Source organism: Pseudomonas shirazensis (genome assembly GCF_014268785.2).
GTDB classification, from domain to species: Bacteria; Pseudomonadota; Gammaproteobacteria; order Pseudomonadales; family Pseudomonadaceae; genus Aquipseudomonas; species Aquipseudomonas shirazensis.
Genome location: NZ_JABWRD020000001.1, coordinates 750,506 through 768,565 on the forward strand (window position 1 = coordinate 750,506; position 18,060 = coordinate 768,565).

At 62.5% G+C, this 18,060-nt stretch carries 16 protein-coding genes; 9 read left to right on the forward strand and 7 right to left on the reverse strand.

The window, feature by feature from the left end:
• The first annotated feature begins 5 nt into the window (after positions 1 to 5).
• Both HU736_RS03155 and HU736_RS03160 read left to right on the forward strand, forming a co-directional pair.
• Positions 6 to 1,424 carry a Y-family DNA polymerase gene (locus tag HU736_RS03155; protein ID WP_186698456.1) on the forward strand — a complete coding sequence of 473 codons (1,419 nt, stop codon included), beginning with the start codon at positions 6 to 8 and terminating at the stop codon, positions 1,422 to 1,424.
• Complete coding sequence (locus HU736_RS03160) at positions 1,421 to 4,501, forward strand: error-prone DNA polymerase (protein WP_186698454.1); 3,081 nt, start codon at positions 1,421 to 1,423, stop codon at positions 4,499 to 4,501. Before HU736_RS03155 ends, HU736_RS03160 begins: the two co-directional genes overlap by 4 nt.
• Before the next feature lie 7 nt (positions 4,502 to 4,508).
• On the opposite strand, the gene HU736_RS03165 is transcribed toward HU736_RS03160, so the two are convergent.
• Both HU736_RS03165 and HU736_RS03170 read right to left on the reverse strand, forming a co-directional pair.
• Positions 4,509 to 5,330, reverse strand: coding sequence for an aldo/keto reductase (locus HU736_RS03165; RefSeq protein ID WP_186698452.1), 822 nt, complete (start codon positions 5,328 to 5,330; stop codon positions 4,509 to 4,511).
• Entirely contained in the window at positions 5,318 to 6,223 is a 906-nt protein-coding gene (locus tag HU736_RS03170; protein ID WP_101318835.1) for a LysR family transcriptional regulator, read from the reverse strand. The genes HU736_RS03165 and HU736_RS03170 overlap by 13 nt, the downstream gene beginning before the upstream one ends.
• A 119-nt stretch (positions 6,224 to 6,342) precedes the next feature.
• Between HU736_RS03170 and HU736_RS03175 the strand changes: the two genes are divergently transcribed.
• From HU736_RS03175 to HU736_RS03190, 4 genes are all read left to right on the forward strand, one after another.
• Positions 6,343 to 7,041 carry a CoA transferase subunit A gene (locus HU736_RS03175; RefSeq protein ID WP_186698450.1) on the forward strand — a complete coding sequence of 233 codons (699 nt, stop codon included), beginning with the start codon at positions 6,343 to 6,345 and terminating at the stop codon, positions 7,039 to 7,041.
• A 34-nt stretch (positions 7,042 to 7,075) separates the two neighbouring features.
• On the forward strand, positions 7,076 to 7,732 hold the full coding sequence (locus HU736_RS03180) for a CoA transferase subunit B (protein ID WP_103437102.1): 657 nt from the start codon (positions 7,076 to 7,078) through the stop codon (positions 7,730 to 7,732).
• Positions 7,733 to 7,873: 141 nt separating this feature from the next.
• A complete protein-coding gene (locus HU736_RS03185; RefSeq protein WP_103437103.1) occupies positions 7,874 to 9,292 on the forward strand; it encodes a short-chain fatty acid transporter in 1,419 nt (472 codons plus the stop codon).
• Between the two features lie 66 nt (positions 9,293 to 9,358).
• The gene (locus HU736_RS03190; protein ID WP_150569449.1) at positions 9,359 to 9,709 is read left to right on the forward strand and encodes a hypothetical protein; all 351 of its coding nucleotides are present in this window, start codon (positions 9,359 to 9,361) and stop codon (positions 9,707 to 9,709) included.
• Between the two features lie 101 nt (positions 9,710 to 9,810).
• Here the strand turns inward: HU736_RS03190 and HU736_RS03195 are convergent, their stop codons facing one another.
• Both HU736_RS03195 and HU736_RS03200 read right to left on the reverse strand, forming a co-directional pair.
• Positions 9,811 to 10,695, reverse strand: a complete 885-nt coding sequence (locus HU736_RS03195) for a dihydrodipicolinate synthase family protein (protein WP_186698448.1) — start codon at positions 10,693 to 10,695, stop codon at positions 9,811 to 9,813.
• Positions 10,696 to 10,727: 32 nt separating this feature from the next.
• Entirely contained in the window at positions 10,728 to 11,510 is a 783-nt protein-coding gene (locus HU736_RS03200; RefSeq protein ID WP_186698446.1) for an aldolase, read from the reverse strand.
• Positions 11,511 to 11,664: 154 nt separating this feature from the next.
• Between HU736_RS03200 and HU736_RS03205 the strand changes: the two genes are divergently transcribed.
• Positions 11,665 to 12,204 carry a helix-turn-helix domain-containing protein gene (locus tag HU736_RS03205; RefSeq protein WP_186698444.1) on the forward strand — a complete coding sequence of 180 codons (540 nt, stop codon included), beginning with the start codon at positions 11,665 to 11,667 and terminating at the stop codon, positions 12,202 to 12,204.
• A gap of 11 nt (positions 12,205 to 12,215) precedes the next feature.
• Entirely contained in the window at positions 12,216 to 13,028 is an 813-nt protein-coding gene (locus HU736_RS03210) for an AraC family transcriptional regulator (protein ID WP_186698443.1), read from the forward strand.
• Here HU736_RS03210 and HU736_RS03215 read toward each other — a convergent pair.
• Complete coding sequence (locus HU736_RS03215) at positions 12,990 to 13,574, reverse strand: LysE family translocator (RefSeq protein ID WP_186698441.1); 585 nt, start codon at positions 13,572 to 13,574, stop codon at positions 12,990 to 12,992. The two genes, HU736_RS03210 and HU736_RS03215, sit on opposite strands and share 39 nt — an antisense overlap.
• 270 nt (positions 13,575 to 13,844) lie before the next feature.
• On the opposite strand from HU736_RS03215, the gene HU736_RS03220 reads away from it, so the two are divergent.
• The gene (locus HU736_RS03220) at positions 13,845 to 15,416 is read left to right on the forward strand and encodes a TerC family protein (RefSeq protein WP_103437109.1); all 1,572 of its coding nucleotides are present in this window, start codon (positions 13,845 to 13,847) and stop codon (positions 15,414 to 15,416) included.
• On the opposite strand, the gene rarD is transcribed toward HU736_RS03220, so the two are convergent.
• Positions 15,379 to 16,266: an EamA family transporter RarD gene (gene rarD, locus HU736_RS03225; RefSeq protein ID WP_103437110.1), complete on the reverse strand. Its 888-nt coding sequence runs from the start codon at positions 16,264 to 16,266 to the stop codon at positions 15,379 to 15,381. The two genes, HU736_RS03220 and rarD, sit on opposite strands and share 38 nt — an antisense overlap.
• Positions 16,267 to 16,329: 63 nt before the next feature.
• On the reverse strand, positions 16,330 to 17,877 hold the full coding sequence (locus HU736_RS03230; protein ID WP_186698439.1) for an EAL domain-containing protein: 1,548 nt from the start codon (positions 17,875 to 17,877) through the stop codon (positions 16,330 to 16,332).
• Positions 17,878 to 18,060 lie beyond the last annotated feature (183 nt).

Below are 18,060 nucleotides of genomic sequence, written 5' to 3' on the forward strand. Positions count from 1 at the left end.
GCAGCATGTTGTGGGCCTGCATTTTATTGCCACAGCTGGCGCTGGACAGCGTCCTGCGTGAACGCGACGACCCGGATACGCCGCTGGTATTGATCGGCGGGGCGACCCAGCGCCGCGTGCTGCAAGCGGTCAACCCGGCTGCCGCCAGGCTCGGCTTGCGCGCTGGGCAGACGCTTATGGCCGCCCGCGCATTGGCCGATGGTTTCACCTGCGTTGAAGCCGACCCGGCCCAGGTCGAGCAGGTCCAGCAGTTGCTGGCTGCCTGGGCCTACCGCTACAGCGCGCAGGTTAGCCTGCATTATCCGCGGGCCTTGCTGCTCGAGGTCGGTTCCAGCCTGCAGTTGTTCGGGCCATGGCCTGTGCTTCAGGCGCGCCTGCGCGAAGAGCTGGATGCTCTGGGGCTGCGCCAGCGCATTGTGCTGGCGAGCAATCCGGTGGCCGCTCGCATGCTTGCCAACTGTCATGACGGCCTTGCCCTGAGCGATGCCGACGACACCCGCACGGCCCTGGCCAAGCTGCCGATCAACAAGGTCGGGCTGCCCACCGAGGCCAGCGAGGCCTTTACGCGGATGGGCCTGCGTCAGCTCGGCGAGGTGCTTGGCCTGCCGCGTGATGCGCTGGCCCGGCGCTTTGCCGCCGGGGTACAGCTGCATCTGGATCAACTGCTGGGGCTGCGCAGTCTGGGTCTCGAGTTCTACCTGCCGCCGGACCGCTTCGAGACGCGTCTAGAGCTCAACTTCGACGTTGAATCGCATCAGGCCTTGCTGTTCCCGTTGCGGCGGATGATCAACGACCTGGCGGCGTTTCTGGCCGGGCGCGACTGTGGCGTGCAGCGCTTCGAGCTGCACCTTGAACATGTTGAGGGCCCGGACACCGTGCTCAAGGTCGGGTTGTTGGCCGCCGAACGTGATGCGACCCTGCTGTTCGAGCTGGCCCGCGGGCGCCTGGAGCCGCTGCGCATCACTGCGCCGGTGCGCAACCTGCGTTTGCTGGCAGCGGACCTGCCGGCCTTTGTGCCGCAGCATCAAGCGCTGTTCGACCCGCGCGCGCAACAGGCGCAGCCGTGGGAGCAACTGCGCGAACGGCTGCGCGCGCGGCTGGGTGATGAAGCGGTGCAGGGCCTGCGTGCCGAAGCCGATCATCGCCCCGAGTGCGCTTGGCAACTTGCCAGCCAAGGTGCGTCCGGGACGCTGCAGGCTGCTGCAGATAGCCGCCCAGGTTGGTTGTTGGCGGCGCCTTTGCGCTTGAGTGAGGCCGATGTGCAGCTGTTGGGGCGGGCCGAACGGATCGAATCGGGCTGGTGGGATGGCGGCGATGTGCGCCGTGACTACTACCGCATCGAAACCCGTGAAGGCTTGCGCGGCTGGGCCTATCAAGACCTCGCCGAGCCTGGTCCGCTGTGGTTGCAGGGGTGGTTCGCATGAGCGCCGGCGGCTATGCCGAGCTGCATTGCCTGTCGAACTTCAGCTTCCAGCGTGGGGCTTCCAGTGCCGACGAGTTGTTCAAGCGTGCCCGCGAGCAAGGCTATACGGCGCTGGCGATCACCGATGAGTGCACCCTGGCCGGTATCGTACGCGGCTGGCAAGCCGCCAAAGCGCACCAGCTGCGGCTGATCGTCGGCAGCGAAGTACGCTTGCAGGACGGGCCGAAACTGGTTTTGCTGGTCGAGAATCTGCGCGGCTATCAGAGCCTGTGTGGCTTGATCACCCGCGCCCGGCGGCGGGCGGGCAAAGGTGAGTATCAGTTGTTTGCTGCGGACCTTGAGGCCAATTGCGAGGGCTTGCTGGCGCTATGGATACCGGATGAGGCTGACGACGCGAACGCTGCTCAGTGGCTGCGTGAGCTGTTTGGTGAACGGCTGTACCTGGCCGTGCACCTGCACCGTGGGGCTGACGATACTACGCGCCTGGCTCGTTTGCGCACGCTGGCTGCCCAGTTAGGCATTCGCGCTGTGGCCTGTGGTGATGTGCACATGCACAGCCGTGGACGGCGCGCCCTGCAGGATTGCATGACCGCCGTGCGCCATCACTGCACGATCACCAGCGCCGGGCGTTACCTGTTCGCCAACGGCGAACGCCACCTGCGCAGCCTGGCTCAGCTCAACGAGCTGTACCCGGGAGACTTGCTCGAACAAAGCCAGGTGATCGCCGAGCGCTGTCACTTCGAGCTGAGTGAGCTGAAATACCAGTATCCACGCGAAGTGGTGCCGCCAGGGCAAACCCCGGCCAGTTGGCTGCGCCACCTGTGTGAACAGGGCCTGCCCCGGCGTTGGCCGGACGGCGCCAGTGCCGAGGTGCGCCAGGTCCTCGACAAGGAGCTGGCGCTGATCGAAGAGCTGCACTACGAAAGCTACTTTCTCACTGTGCACGACATCGTCGATTTCGCCCGCAACCAAGGCATTCTCTGTCAGGGCCGCGGTTCGGCGGCCAACTCGGTGGTGTGTTTTGTGCTCGGCATCACCGAGCTTGATCCGATGCAGCATCATCTGCTGTTCGAGCGCTTTCTCTCACGCGAGCGCAACGAGCCGCCCGATATCGATGTGGATTTCGAGCACAATCGCCGCGAAGAGGTCATTCAATATGTATTCCGCCGCTATGGTCGCCACCGTGCGGCACTGACCGCCGTGGTCAGTACCTATCACGCGGCTGGCGCGGTGCGCGATGTGGCGCGGGTGCTCGGGCTGCCGGCCGACCAGGTCGATGCGCTGGCCAAGTGCTGCGGCCGCTGGACGGATCGCATCCCCGATGCGCAGCGCCTGGCTGAGGCGGGCTTCGAGGCGCAAAGCCCGTCGTTGCGGCGGATTCTGGTGCTGGCCGGCGATCTGATCGGTTTCCCCCGGCACCTGTCGCAGCACCCTGGGGGCTTTGTCATTTCCGAGCAACCGCTGGACCAGCTGGTGCCGGTGGAAAACGCGGCCATGGCCGAGCGCACGGTGATCCAGTGGGACAAGGACGACCTCGATATGGTCGGCCTGCTCAAGGTCGACGTGCTGGCGCTGGGGATGCTCAGCGCGCTTCGCCGTTGTTTCGATCTGCTCGCGCAGCACCGTGGGCGCCATTTGACCCTGGCTACCATTCCCAGCGAAGACCCTGCGACCTACGCCATGATCAGCCGCGCCGAGACCATCGGTGTGTTTCAGATCGAATCACGCGCGCAGATGGCCATGCTGCCGCGGCTCAAACCCAAGACGTTTTATGACCTGGTAATCGAAGTGGCGATCGTCCGCCCGGGCCCGATTCAGGGCGACATGGTCCACCCGTATCTGCGCCGGCGGCTGAAGCAGGAAGAGGTGACGTATCCATCGCCAGCGCTCGAGGCCGTGTTCAAGCGCACGCTGGGTGTGCCGTTGTTCCAGGAACAGGTCATGGAGTTGGCGATGGTTGCCGCCGACTACAGCCCTGGCGAAGCCGATCAGTTGCGCCGCAGCATGGCCGCCTGGAAACGCCACGGCGGCCTTGAACCGCATCGCGTGCGCTTGCTCGAGGGCATGCTGCGTAACGGCTACGCGCTGGCCTTTGCCGAGCGAATCTTCGAGCAGATCAAGGGCTTTGGCAGTTATGGCTTTCCCGAGTCGCACGCTGCCAGCTTTGCCTTGTTGTGTTACGCCAGCAGCTGGCTCAAGTGCCACGAGCCGGCGATCTTCACCTGTGCTTTGGTCAACAGCTGGCCAATGGGCTTCTACAGCCCTGACCAGTTGCTCCAGGACGCCAGGCGCCAAGGGATCGAGGTGCGCCCGGTGGACGTCTTTTACAGCGAGTGGGACTGCACCCTTGAGCCCTTGGTCGGCGACGCCTTGGCCATTCGCCTGGGCTTGCGCCAGATCCGCGGGTTTACCGAAGCCGACGCTTCACGGCTGCAGCAGGCCAGGCAGCAACGACCTTGGCGCGATGTCGAAGACCTGTGCCTGCGCGCCGAGCTCGACAGCCGTGCCCGCGCGCGCCTGGCCGATGCCGGGGCGTTGCGCGGGTTGGCCAGCGATCGTCATCAGGCCCGCTGGCAGGTGGCTGCCGTGCAGGCGCAACTGCCCTTGTTCGCCGATATCGGCAGCGCAGGCGAGCAGGCCGTGGCGTTGCCAAGGCCAACCGTGGCGCAGGACCTGGTAGCCGATTACGCCACCCTCGGCACTACCCTTGGGCCGCACCCATTGAGTCTGTTGCGCCCGCGCCTGCGCGCATTGGGTTGTCGCAGCTCGGCGGAGCTGGACAGCGTCGAGCATGGCGATGCGATTGCCGTGACCGGTCTGGTGGTTGGTCGGCAGCGACCTGGCACGGCCAGCGGGGTGACGTTTGTCACCCTGGAAGATGAGGCGGGCATGGTCAACGTGGTGGTCTGGCGCGACCTGGCCGAACGTCAGCGAAGGGCGCTGGTTGGCGCCCAGTTGCTCAAGGTCAGTGGCCGGCTGGAACATGAGAAAGGCGTCAGGCACTTGATTGCCCGCCGGCTGGAAGACGTCAGCCCGCTATTGCAAGGGCTGGACGTGCGCAGCCGCGACTTTCACTGAGGCCGGCCTAGACCATCGCCAGGTGCTGCTTGCGCGTAGGCGGGGCAAAGGCCTGATCAATCGCTTGCAGGTCGGCAGCGCTCAAGCTTAGCTCGCCTGCCGCGGCATTGAGCTGCACATGCCTTGGGTCGACGGCCTTGGGGATGGCAATCACTCCCGCATGGCGGGTAACCCAGGCCAGGCTGACCTGCGCTGGGGTGGCGTTATGGCGCTCGGCGATTTCGGCCAGCAGCGGATGCTGCAGTAGCTGGCCTGCCTGGGCTAGCGGGCAGTAAGCCATGATCGGCATCTGCTGCGCCTGGCTCCAGGGCAACAGGTCGAACTCGATGCCGCGCTGGGGCGGGTTGTACAGCACCTGGTTGGCTGCACAGGCCGCGTTATCAAGCTCGATCATGTCGTTCAGATCGAAGTTGGAAACGCCCCAGCGGCGAATCTTGCCTTGTTCGCGCAAGCGCTCGAAGGCCTCGACGGTTTCTTCCAGCGGATACTGGCCACGCCAGTGCAGCAGGTACAGGTCAATGCAATCGGTGCCCAGCCGGCGCAGGCTGCGCTCGCAGGCTTGCGGCACGCCGCGCTGGCTGGCGTTGTGCGGGTAGACCTTGCTGACCAGAAACACCTGGTCACGGCGACCAGCCATGGCGGCGCCGACCACTTCCTCGGCGCCACCTTCGGCATACATCTCGGCGGTGTCGATCAGGCTCATGCCAAGCTCGATGCCTTGCTGCAAGGCCGCCACCTCGGCGGCCTTGCGCGCCGGGTCTTCGCCCATGTACCAAGTGCCTTGGCCTATGGCGGCAATGCGGCGGTCTGCAAGTTCTACTGTGCGCATGTCAACTCCTGTGGCGGGGTGTGGGCAATGACGACATCCAGCAGCGCCTCGGCTGCGGTTGAAAGCTTGTGTTCACTCAGCGAAATAACGCCAATACGCCGCTCGACGCTGGGTTCAACCAAGGCGACGCAGCGGGCGCCAAGCTCCTGCATCTGCTTGATGCACAGAGCCGGCACAGCGCTGACGCCAAGGCCATTGGCGACCATGCGGCCGATGGTGGTCAACTGATGGCTCTCGAACGCCACGGTCAACTTGCCGTGGCCGGCGGCGACGTTCTGTTCCAGCAGCAGGCGCACCGCAGACGGTCGTTGCAGGGCGATGAAATCTTCGGCCAGCAATGCCTGCCAGCTCACCTCATGCTGCAGTGCCAGCGGTGAGTCTGCTGGCACCACCGCCACGAAGCGGTCCATGTACAGCGGCACAAAGCGCAGACCGTCGAGGTTGTCCGGCTCGAAACCAATGCCTAGTTCGACGCGGCGATGGCGCACCAGTTCCTGCACCTGTTCATTGATCACGTCATGCACGGTGACGTTGACCCGCGGATAACGCTGGCGAAACACCTTCAACGCCTGCGGCAGCAAGTTGCCGGCGAAGGCCGGCATCGCCGCCACCGAGACCCGCCCCAGTTGCAAGGTAAAGCGCTGGCGCAGCATCTCTTCGGTGTCGTCCCAGTCGGCCAGCAGCCGCCGCGCCAACGGCAGCAGCACCTCGCCTTCGGGGGTCAGGCTGACGCTGCGGGTGGTGCGGGCGAGCAGGGCGCCGCCGAGGTTGTCCTCCAACGCCTTGATGGTCAGGCTCAAGGCCGGCTGCGACACATGCAGATGCTCGCCCGCCTGGGCAAAGCTCAGGTACTTGGCTACGGTGACAAAGGCACGCAACTGCTTGACGTTCATGCGGGGGTGGGCCTTTTGTTTTAGAAAAATTATCAATCGATGACTAAAACAAAATTAACAAATCAGTCGGCAGCGGTGAAGATGGCTGCACGCACAAACAACTATAAAGGCGAATCAGCATGGCCGGACTGGACAAGCGCGTTGCAACCTACGAAGAGGCCCTGGCAGGCCTGACCGACAACATGACCGTACTGGCCGGCGGCTTCGGCCTCTGCGGCATCCCGGAAAACCTCATCGCCCAGATCAAGCGCAGCGGGGTCAAGGGCCTGACCGTGGTCTCGAACAACTGCGGCGTCGATGGTTTCGGCCTGGGCATCCTCCTCGAAGAACGGCAGATCGCCAAGATGATCGCGTCCTATGTCGGCGAAAACGCCGAGTTCGAGCGCCAGTTGCTCAGCGGCGAACTTGAAGTGGTACTGACCCCCCAAGGCACTCTGGCAGAGAAAATGCGCGCTGGTGGCGCTGGCATACCGGCGTTCTTCACCGCCACCGGCTATGGCACCCCGGTTGCCGAAGGCAAGGAAGTGCGTGAGTTCAATGGCCGCAAGTACATCCTCGAAGAAGCCATCACCGGCGATTTCGCCATCGTCAAAGGCTGGAAGGCCGACCACTACGGCAACGTGATATATCGCAACACGGCGCAGAACTTCAACCCGCTGGCCGCTACTGCCGGCAAGATCACCGTGGTCGAGGTCGAGGAGATCGTCGAGCCCGGCGTGTTGCTGCCAAGCGAGATCCATACCCCAGGGATCTTCGTCGATCGTGTGATCGTCGGCACCTTCGAGAAGCGCATCGAAAAGCGCACCGTCAAGGCCTGAACGCCGCCCATAGAACAACAAAGAGATCCAGACCATGGCACTGACCCGCGAACAGATGGCCCAACGCGTCGCCCGTGAACTGCAGGATGGCTTCTACGTCAACCTCGGCATCGGTATCCCGACCCTGGTGGCCAACTATGTCCCCGCCGACATGGACGTGATGCTGCAATCGGAAAACGGTCTGCTCGGCATGGGCGAGTTTCCCACCGAGAGCACCATCGATGCCGACATGATCAACGCCGGCAAACAAACCGTCACCGCCCGCCGCGGCGCCTCGATTTTCGATTCGGCACAATCGTTCGCGATGATCCGCGGCGGCCATGTAGACCTGACCGTACTCGGCGCCTTTGAAGTGGATGTGGAAGGGAACATTGCCTCGTGGATGATCCCCGGCAAGCTGGTCAAAGGCATGGGCGGCGCCATGGACCTGGTTGCAGGCGCCGACAACATCATCGTCACCATGACCCATGCATCCAAGGACGGCGAGTCCAAGCTGCTGTCGCGCTGCAGCCTGCCGTTGACCGGTGCTGGCTGCATTCGCAAGGTGCTGACCGACCTGGCCTATCTGGAAATCGAAAACGGGGCATTCATCCTGCGCGAAACCGCGCCGGGCGTGACTGTCGAAGAAGTGATTGCCAAAACCGCCGGCAAGCTGATCGTTGCCGATGATGTGAAAGAAATGACCTTCTGATCGCCGCTGGTTTACCCCAGCCCCCTGTAGTGGTGGGCTTGCTCTGCAAAGGCTGACCCCTTTGCCGAGCAGGCCCGTTGCTGCAGGTTTTTTGCGTGTGCCTTGAAATCCCCTGACAAGACCAATAAAAGGAAAACTACCGTGGCCGCTGAAATTCAGGATAGCCGCTCCGCCCGGTTCGCTCTGCGCTGCTCCAACTGGGCCGAGCGCTGGTTCCCCGACTCGTGGGTATTTGCCGCCTTGGCGGTGGTGCTGGTGTGCGTCGCCGCAATGGCCATGGGCGCCAAGCCGACCGACACTGCCAAGGCCTTTGGCGATGGTTTCTGGAGCCTGATCCCGTTCACCATGCAGATGGCCTTTGTGGTCATCGGCGGTTATGTGGTCGCCAGCTCACCGCCGGCGGCACGGCTGATCGATCGGCTGGCACGGATCCCGAAAAACGGCCGTTCTGCAGTCTGCTGGGTGGCGCTGATCTCGATGGTGGCGTCGTTGCTCAACTGGGGCCTGTCGCTGGTGTTCGGCGGCTTACTGGTAAGGGCACTGGCCCGCCGCACCGATCTGAAAATGGACTATCGCGCTGCAGGCGCAGCGGCCTACCTTGGCTTGGGCGCGGTATGGGCGTTAGGCTTGTCGTCGTCGGCGGCGCAGCTGCAGGCCAACCCGGCCAGCCTGCCACCGTCGATCCTGTCGATCACCGGCGTGATTCCCTTCACCGAGACCATCTTCCTTTGGCAGTCCGGCGTCCTGCTGGCGGCGCTGGTGATCGTCTCGCTGATCGTGGCCTATGCCACCGCACCCGGCGCCAGCAGCGCGCGTACTGCCGAGCAATGCGGGATCGACCCCAGCTTCAGCGCGCCGCCGCCGGCGCCGCGTACCCGTCCCGGCGAATGGCTGGAACACAGCCCGGTGCTAACCTTGTTGCTGGTGGCATTGGCTGCTGGCTGGCTATATCAGGAGTTCGCCAGCAAGCCGGCGATTACCGCGATTTCCGGGCTCAATACCTACAACTTCCTGTTCATCATGCTCGGCGCTCTGCTGCACTGGCGGCCGCGCAGCTTTCTCGATGCCGTGACCCGCGCGGTGCCGACCACCACCGGGGTGCTGATCCAGTTTCCCCTGTATGGCTCGATCGCCGCGGTGCTGACTCAGGTCAAGGGCATCGATGAGCAGACTCTGGCTCATCATATCTCGACCTTCTTCGTGCAGATCGCCACGCACGACACCTATGCCTTGCTGATGGGTGTGTACTCGGCGGTGCTGGGCTTCTTCATCCCCTCGGGCGGCGGCAAGTGGATCATCGAAGCGCCGTACGTGATGCTGGTGGCCAACGACCTGCAGTATCACCTCGGCTGGGCGGTACAGATCTACAACGCGGCCGAAGCCTTGCCCAACCTGATCAACCCGTTCTACATGCTGCCGCTGCTTGGGGTGCTTGGGCTCAAGGCGCGGGACCTGATCGGCTTCTCGTTCGTGCAGCTGCTGGTGCATGCGCCGTTGGTGCTGGTGCTGCTGTGGGCACTCGGCTCGACCTTGCAGTACACGCCACCGGTGATGCCGTGAGCGGGTCCGGGCACTTAAACGGTTAAACGCGGTCACAGCCGGGCACACATTTACTCAGGAGCTGTAATGAAGAAGATTTCTCTGTGTCTCGGCGCCGCACTGTTGGCCGGGCTGGCGGGCTGCGCCGGCAATGACCACCTCGACACCAGCCGACTGACCAAAGTCGATGAAAACCACGCCAACCTCGAAGCGAACGGCGCGCGTTATACCCTCGACAGCTACATCATCCCGTTCAACCAGCCATACTTCATCAGCGTCCAGCGCGATGACGGCAAACCGCTGACCATCGCCGAGGCGGCAGCTGTCGCACAGCCGTACATCGAAACACGTGGCTGCACCCAGCCCGTGGCGCGTCGCCCGGATCTGGACAAGAGCAACGCTGCGAAAACCCAGTGGATCGTCGGCATCGAGTGCTGATGACTGGCTGTTTGCTGTTGCGTTGAATCGACAACGTCTGCCTGACCTTGGTTGAGGTTCAGGCAGGCGCTTGTACAGGGTGTGGCTACCCGCTCAACCGCTCAGCGCAGTTGCGCCAACAGTTCCTGCAGTTTCTCGATGTTCTGTTGATCCAGAGCGAATACCGGCCGGCGTGGTTCACCCGCATCCAGCCCGGTCAGGGTCAGGCCGGCCTTGACGGTAGCCGGTAAGCCGCCCTTGAGGATGAACTCAAGCAATGGCAACTGCCGGTAGAACAGCGTTTTGGCCTGTTCCAGGTCGCCCGCCAGTACCGCGTGGTACAGCTCCAGGTTGAGTTCCGGGATCAGGTTGCAGGCCGCCGTGCACCAGCCCTTGGCACCCGCTGCGAAGGATTCCAGCGCCAACGGGTTGCAGCCGTTGTAGAACGGCACCTGACCCTCACCGAGTACATGCAGCTTGTGCATCCGCTGAATATCACCGGTACTTTCCTTGACCATAGTGACGTTGTCGATCTCGCGCACGATGCGCAGGATCAGTTCGACCGGCATGTCGGTGCCGCTGGTGGCCGGGTTGTTGTAGAGCATGATCGGCAGGTCTACCGAGGCTGCGATGGCGCGGTAGTGCTGGACAATCTCGCGCTCGCTGAGCTTCCAGTACGCAGTTGGTAACACCATCAGCGCATCGGCGCCATGTGCCTGGGCAAAACGGGCACGGCGGATCGCCCCGGTAGTGGTCAGGTCAGAGACGCTGACGATGCTCGGCACGCGCTTGGCAATGCTGCTCAGGCTGTACTCGGCGACCTGTTGCCATTCACTGTCGCTCAGGTAGGCGCCTTCACCGGTGCTGCCCAGCGGCGCGATCACGTGGACGCCACTGTCGATCAGGCGCTCGATGCACTGGCCGAGTGCAGGCAGGTCAAGCTGTTCGCCGGCATGGCTGAACGGGGTAACGGTGTAGCCGATGATGCCGTGGAATTGTGTAGTCATGGTGCAAGGCTCCGCAAACAAGGCAGGGTTGATCAGTTCAGGCAGTCTTCATGCTTACGCAGGCACTGGCGGGCGTAATAGTTGAAGGCAGCAGTGTGGCGTTTGGGCCGGTCGATCCAGTCGTGTGCCTCGCGGCCCAACGCGGGAGAGATTGGTTTGATGGTGCCGGCAGCCATCGCCAGCAATTGCAGGCGGGCGGCGCGTTCGATCAATTGGGCGTAGACGCAGGCTTGCTCGACGCTGGCACCGGTCGACAGCTGGCCGTGGTGCGAGAGCAGAATGGCGCGCTTGTCGCCCAGCGCGTTGCTGATCAGTTCGCCTTCTTCGTTGCCCACCGGGACACCAGGCCAGCTTTCGAGAAACGCGCAGTCCTCAAAAAGCGGGCACAGGTCCATGTGCGAGACCTGCAGCGGCACTTCAAGCATCGACAGCGCTGCGACATGGGTCGGATGCGTGTGAATGATGCAGTTAACGTCTGGACGGGCGCGATAGACCCAGCTGTGAAAACGGTTGGCCGGGTTTGGCATGCCTTGTCCTTCGAGCACTTCCAGGTCCTCGTTGACCAGCAGCAGGTTGCTGGCGCTGATCTCGTCGAAACCCAGGCCCAATTGTTGGGTGTAGAAGGTACCGGGTTGTGGCCCGCGGGCGCTGATTTGCCCAGCCAGGCCGGAGTCATGGCCGTGGTCGAACAGAATTCGGCAGGTCAGTGCCAGCTTTTCGCGCACGGTCCACGTATTATCGGCGAGCGAACTTTGCATCTGGGTCAGCGCCTGGCGCACCAGTTGCTCTTTGCTGTGTGACAGGGTTGTGGCCATGGGCGACTATCCTCTGTGGCGAATGATGAAGGTCAGCGGTCTGTGTTCGGCTGTGTGGTGTGGTCCGAGCTCGATGATGCAATTAATGACACTAGATATCCTATATGACACAAAGTGTCATAAGCAACAGTGTTTCTTGGGAATACCGAAATTCATGTCTATCCGATTGAAATTGCTGAGAAAAAAACTCGGTATCACGCTTGAGGTACTGGCTGACAAGGCCGGGATGACCAAAAGCTACCTGTCCAAAGTCGAGCGCGGGCTGAACACACCGTCGATTGCCAGCGCGCTGAAATTGGCGCGGGCGTTGAACGTTAACGTCGAGGAGCTGTTCTCTGAAGATGCCAGCGACCAGGCGCGCTACAGCCTGGTCCGCCAGGGCGAACGGCAGGCCTTGGTCGGCAGCGGCGAGGGTCCCGGCTATGCCGTGCTGACCTCGCAGGTCGGCCAGCGCAGCCTGCTGCCGTTTCTGATCCAGCCGCCCACCGAGTTCAGCGATCCGACCTTCAAGGAGCACCAGGGCGAGGAGTTTCTGTTCGTCCATAGTGGCCAGGTTGAGGTCGATTTCATGACCGAGCGGGTGCTCCTGGGGAAGGGCGATGCCTTGCATTTCAACGCCCAGACTCCCCACCGGCTGCGCTCGATTGGCCCGCAGCAGGCGCAGTTGCTGGTGGTCGTGCAGGGCAGCGAGTAAGGGGCAGGGCGATGATCGAGGCCTCACGGTTCTGGCGCGATCCGGCATTGCCTTTCGTTGAAGCGCGCCGCGTGGGTGACGGCCGCCAGGTGTGTTACGCGGCACACTCCCATGAGAGCTTCTCGCTTGGAGTGATTACGGGTGGGCGCAGCAGCTACATGACCGGTGCGGTCAGTCATGAGGTGACTGCGGGCAGCACGGTGTTGATCAAACCGAGCGTGGTGCACAGTTGCAACCCAGTTGCTGGCGAGGCGTGGTCGTACCTGATGCTGTTTGTCGATATGCCGTGGCTGAGTGCGCAAGGCGTGCAGTTGCCAGAGGCAACCCTGAGCCATTCCCCAGCGCTGTACAGCCGGGTACTGCAGTTGTTCGCGAACTTGTTCGATGAAGCGACGGCCGAGCGCGAAGCCTTGCTCGCAGCTTTTTTTCGGGACTTGCCCGGCTATCTGCAACCTGCGGCAGCGACGCCCAGTGATGAGCATGCGCAATTGGAAGCTGGCGCAGCGTTCATCCGCACGCACCGGCAGGACCCGTTGACCCTCGCCGATATCTGCGCCGCTGCCGGATTGTCGCGGGCCTACCTGATTCGCGCCTTTCGCCAGCGCTTTGGGTTGACCCCGCATGGTTATCTGCTGGACCAGCGCGTGCAATATGCGCGTAGCCAACTGCGCCTGGGCCGGCCCATCGCCGAGGTGGCGGTGGACGCAGGCTTCGCTGATCAGGCGCATTTGCAGCGCGCGTTCAAGCGGCACCTGGCGGCAACCCCCGGGCACTACCGTAACGCCTCAGGCGCGCAGCAGCACCACAGCGCTGGCCACGATTAATGCCGCCAGCAGGCGATTGAACAGGCGCAAGCGCTTCGGGTTGTCCAGATAGTGGCTGATCACACTGCCGGCCCACGCCCAGCTGGCGATCGAGACAAAGCAGATCGGCGCGTAGATTGCGCTGAACAGCCACAGCAGTGGCTGATCCCCGCCGGTATAGACGCCCACGCCGGCAACGGCCGCCAGCCACGCCTTCGGGCTCAGCCACTGCATGGCCGCGCCTTGCCAGGCTGAGGGTGCCTGCTGCTGTTGTTCAGCCGCTAGTTCGCCGTCGTCGTGGGCCAGTTGCCAAGCCATATACAGCAGGAACAACACACCGCCCCCCAGCAGCAACTGGCCCAGCGCTGGCCAGCGCAGCAACAGCTGGTGCACACCCAAACCGCACAACAGCAGTAGCAAACAGAAACCCAGCGTCGCACCCGCGACATGGCCAAGGCTCGCCCGCAGGCCGTGGCGGGCGCCGCTGGCCAGGGCTACGATATTGACGGGGCCGGGTGAAATCGAGGCTGCCAGGGCAAAGGCAGCCATGGACAAGGACAGGCTCATGAGCAGGATTCCAGAGTTGAGGTGCGCTGATCGTGCGCGCCCACCCGGCCTGCGTATTGAACCAAAGTCCCCTCTGGTTTGCCTCAGAAACACCTGTTACAGGTTTTGTAATAGTTTCCCGCTGTCAGAAAATACGACTGTAATTGTAGGATCTGCATCCCAATTTCCCATTCAGGTATCTATGAACACCTTCTCGGAGCCCCCCAGTTCCTGGTCGTCCCGGCCATCTTGCACCCCCTCCCGTAACACATCCCTTGTGAGTACCCGCTAATGGAATGGCTTGCCGACCCCACGGCCTGGCTAGGCCTGTTAACGCTTATCGTCCTCGAGCTGGTGCTGGGTATCGATAACCTGGTGTTCATCGCCATCCTGGCTGACAAGCTGCCCCCGCATCAGCGCGACCGCGCGCGGGTGATCGGCTTGAGCCTGGCGCTGATCATGCGCCTGGGCCTGCTGGCGAGTATCTCGTGGATGGTCACCCTGACCGAGCCGCTGGTCGAACTCTTCGGCAAGACGTTCTCGGGCCGTGACCTGATCATGCTGTTTGGTGGTGTGTTCCTGCTGTTCAAGGCCACCATGGAGCTGCACGAACGACTGGAAGGGCACGTTGCGCAGTCCAGCGGCAGCGTCCGCCATTCGGCGTTCTGGCCGATCGTTGCGCAGATCGTGGTGCTTGATGCGGTGTTCTCGCTGGACGCGGTAATTACTGCAGTGGGGATGGTCGAACACCTGTCGATCATGATGATCGCGGTGATCTTCTCGATCGGTATCATGATTGTTGCCAGCAAGCCGCTGACCCGCTTCGTCAACGCCCACCCGACCGTGATCATGCTGTGTCTGGGCTTCTTGATGATGATCGGCTTCAGCCTGACCGCAGAGGGTCTGGGCTTTCATATCCCGAAAGGCTACCTGTACGCGGCGATTGGTTTCTCGATCCTGATCGAGCTGTTCAACCAGCTCGCCCGGGCTCGTCGCAAGCGCAGCCTGCAAGAACATCGCCCACTGCGTGAGCGCACTGCGCATGCGGTATTGCGCCTGATGGGCGGTCGTCGGGTAGAAGCGGACGAAGTTGGTGAAGAGATTGCCGATCTGGTTGAGGGTGGTCAGGAGCAGGTGCTGTTCGATCGCCGCGAGCGGGTCATGATCAGCGGTGTGCTGAACCTTGCCGAACGGCCTATCCGCACGGTGATGACGGTGCGTACCGAAGTCGATGCGCTGGACCTGGCACTGCCTGCCGAGAGCATTACCTTGGCCTTGGCCAACTCGCCATACTCGCGCCTACCGCTGATTCGTAACGGGCGTATCGAGGAGCCGCTTGGTTTCGTGCACAAGAAGGAGTTGCTCAAGGAGTACCTCGAGGGCAACAGACCTGACCTTGAGGCGATGGTGCGGGCGCCCCTGAATCTGCTGGAGAGCTTCAGCATCCTCAATGCGCTGGAGCAGATGCGCGGCCAGTCGACTCATATCGCCTTTGTGGTCAACGAATTCGGTGACTTCACCGGTTTGCTGACCATGACCGATATTCTTGAGTCGATTGCCGGTGAGTTGCCAGACGCCAGTGAGGTCGAAGGCCCGGCCATTGTCGAGGAGGCTGACGGCTTTGTGGTCAGCGGTGCCTTGAACCTTAGCCAGGTGCAGGCGCGGACCGGCTTCAGTGCCCGCGCTACCGAGGACTACCAGACCCTCGCGGGTCTGGTGATGAGCTTGCTGGACCGCTTGCCGCGGGTCGGTGACTGTCTGGCCTGGAACGGCTGGACCATGACCGTGATTGCGGTGGAGGAGCGGCGCGTGCGCCAGGTGCGCCTTACACAGAGCGGCGGCGTTGACGGAGCAGGTGCTTGATGCCCTCGAGCACCAGCACCAGTACCGCCGCCCAGATAGGCAGGTAGGTCAACCACTGGTCACGACCAATGGTTTCGCCCAGCAGCAGGGCGACGCCGACCAGTAGTACCGGCTCGACATAGCTGAGCAGGCCAAACAGGCCGAACGGCAACAGCCGACTGGCGAGTACATAGGCAATCAGTGCACCGGCGCTGATTGCCCCGAGCAGCGGAATCAAGCCGTAGAGCCCGGGGTATGCACGCAGGTCGGCGGCCGACAGTGGGCCGTGGAACACGAAGTACAGCGCCCACGGCAACAGCAAAAACATGTCGCACCACAGACCGCCCAGGTGATCGGTGCGGCAGCGCCTGCGCAGCACGAAGTAGATCGGGTAGCCTATCATCACCACCAGGGTTTCCCAGGCGAAGCTGCCATGCTGGTATAGCTCGTGGCCTACCCCCAGCGCAGCGCACGCGACTGCCACTTTTTGCAGGCGTGAAAGCCGTTCGCCGTAGACCAGCCGCCCGGTCATGACCATTGCCAGCGGCAACAGGAAATAGCCCATCGACACCTCTAGGCTACGCCCGTGCAACGGTGCCCAGAGGAACAGCCACAGCTGCACGCCCATCAACCAGGAAGTGCCGAGCATGCCCAGTAGCAGCGCCGGGCTGCGGCGCACCCGGGCAAACAGCTCGGCGACACGCTGCCAGTCCTTGCTCAGCAGCATGAACAAGGTCAGACAGGGTAGGGTAAGCAGGGTCCGCCAGCCAAAAATCTCTTCGCCGTCGAGCGGCGCCAGCAGCGAGCTGTAGAAGTACATCACGGCGAACAGGCAGGACGCCGTGACCGATGTAACAATTCCTTTTGACACGAATGCCTCAATTACAGTGAATGGACGGTTTGGTCAGCTGCGCATGATCTCAGGGCGAACCTCCTAGAGCAACCGCGGACGAGCCGCCAACGCCTGCAGAAAGTCCTCCAGCGGCATCGGTCGGGCAAACAGGTAACCTTGCTGAAAGTCCACGCCGTGACCTTGCAGATAATCGCGCTGCGTGGCTGTTTCGACACCTTCGGCGACAATGCCCAGACCCAGCTTGGCCGACAGTTCGATGATGCTCTCGAGGATGTGCTGCGACAGCGCGTCACCGCCGATCATGGCGACAAAGCTCTGATCGATCTTGAGGTAATCGACCTTGAACTGGCGCAGGTAATTAAGGCTTGACTGGCCGGTGCCAAAGTCGTCGAGGGCGATCATCACGCCCATGTCATGCAGTTTGGCAAACAGCTCGAGCGCAACCGGGGTGGCCTCAAGCAACTTGCGTTCGGTGAGCTCCAGGGTCAAGGCAACTCGCCCAGGAGGAAAATGCTGCAGGAACGTCCGGCAATCTTCCAGCAAGCTCAGATCCTGGCAGTGGTCGGCAGTGATGTTGATGCCGATATGAAAGCCGTCTTCCAACAGGGCGGCGTAGGGCGCGAGGCTTTGAGCGGTGTGCAGCATGAGGGCGCGGGTCATCGCGACGATCTGCCCGCTGTGTTCTGCATAGGGGATGAACAGGTCAGGGCGCACCAGACCTTCGCGCGGATGGTTCCAGCGCATCAACACCTCGGCCCCGGCCCAGTGGTAATCACCATTGCGTACTACAGGTTGGAAGTATGGTACGAATTCGTTGGCCTGTAGCGCCCGATCCAGCTCCGCGCGTGGGGACGATGCACGGCGCAGTTGCCAGTGGCAGACACCTGCGGCCGCGACGCCCAGCAGGATTAACAGGGCCATCACCGCAGGGTACTGATGACTGATCAGTTCGGCCTGCTTGCCTGTGGCGAAACCGCCATGGACACTGAACGGATAACGCGTCGAGGCCTGCTCTACCGCGGCGCTGGGCGATGCAGGCGGAGTGCCTTGATGAACTATGCCATCTTGGCCCATCCAATTGCCGCCGACGCGCAGGTACAGTTGCTGACCGCTGCCAATGAGCCGCAAGGCAGTGAGCAGATGATCACCGTCGACAGTGGTGAGCGCCGCGCGTTGTGCGTTGCCTGCACGATAGACCAGCAAGGCATGCCCTGGTGTGACAGAGTTGCCATCCATCAGCCACAGACGGTCGTCAGTGTAATGAATGGGGCTGACAGCCTCCTGGTGCTCGCCAAACAATGACGTACAGTAGAGGATGTTGTCGCTGACCAGATTGGCTGAGCGCACAAAAGCATTGCGTGTGACCTCACTGCGCAGCGCGACCTCAAGCTGCGCGCACGGCTGCCCCGCCAGTGGCAGCAGGGCCTGGGCCGCCGTTGCCAGGCTGTCAAGAATGTGCTCGACATGGGCAACGACCAGACGGCTGGTTTTCTCGCTGGCCTGATACATGTCACGCTGGCTTTGCCAAGCCATCACACCAACCCCGCATAACACAGGCAGAAGGCCCATCAGCCACGGGAGCAGGGCATGCCAACGGCGGCGGCCGGGATGTTTGTTTGAAAGGGGCATGTGGACCTGAAAGTGACGATGACCTGCCAAGGATAGCCGTTGGTCGGGTTGAGCGGACAACTAAAAGCGCGACAAACTCATTTACGCCCTATAGAATCCAATTACGAATAAAACAATAAAGTCCTCTCATGCTGAGGGCCAAGCCGCCGAGAATGTGCCCCTATGCCACACCATGGGTTCAAA

Bases quoted from the DNA above. Each gene is read 5' to 3' on its own strand.
- HU736_RS03200 (WP_186698446.1), bottom strand. From the start codon at position 11,510: ATGGCCACAACCCTGTCACACAGCAAAGAGCAACTGGTGCGCCAGGCG.
- HU736_RS03190 (WP_150569449.1), top strand. From the start codon at position 9,359: ATGAAGAAGATTTCTCTGTGTCTCGGCGCCGCACTGTTGGCCGGGCTG.
- HU736_RS03155 (WP_186698456.1), top strand. From the start codon at position 6: ATGTTGTGGGCCTGCATTTTATTGCCACAGCTGGCGCTGGACAGCGTC.
- HU736_RS03195 (WP_186698448.1), bottom strand. From the start codon at position 10,695: ATGACTACACAATTCCACGGCATCATCGGCTACACCGTTACCCCGTTC.
- HU736_RS03215 (WP_186698441.1), bottom strand. From the start codon at position 13,574: ATGAGCCTGTCCTTGTCCATGGCTGCCTTTGCCCTGGCAGCCTCGATT.
- HU736_RS03165 (WP_186698452.1), bottom strand. From the start codon at position 5,330: ATGCGCACAGTAGAACTTGCAGACCGCCGCATTGCCGCCATAGGCCAA.
- HU736_RS03230 (WP_186698439.1), bottom strand. From the start codon at position 17,877: ATGCCCCTTTCAAACAAACATCCCGGCCGCCGCCGTTGGCATGCCCTG.
- HU736_RS03170 (WP_101318835.1), bottom strand. From the start codon at position 6,223: ATGAACGTCAAGCAGTTGCGTGCCTTTGTCACCGTAGCCAAGTACCTG.
- HU736_RS03160 (WP_186698454.1), top strand. From the start codon at position 1,421: ATGAGCGCCGGCGGCTATGCCGAGCTGCATTGCCTGTCGAACTTCAGC.
- HU736_RS03205 (WP_186698444.1), top strand. From the start codon at position 11,665: ATGTCTATCCGATTGAAATTGCTGAGAAAAAAACTCGGTATCACGCTT.
- HU736_RS03180 (WP_103437102.1), top strand. From the start codon at position 7,076: ATGGCACTGACCCGCGAACAGATGGCCCAACGCGTCGCCCGTGAACTG.
- HU736_RS03175 (WP_186698450.1), top strand. From the start codon at position 6,343: ATGGCCGGACTGGACAAGCGCGTTGCAACCTACGAAGAGGCCCTGGCA.
- HU736_RS03210 (WP_186698443.1), top strand. From the start codon at position 12,216: ATGATCGAGGCCTCACGGTTCTGGCGCGATCCGGCATTGCCTTTCGTT.
- HU736_RS03220 (WP_103437109.1), top strand. From the start codon at position 13,845: ATGGAATGGCTTGCCGACCCCACGGCCTGGCTAGGCCTGTTAACGCTT.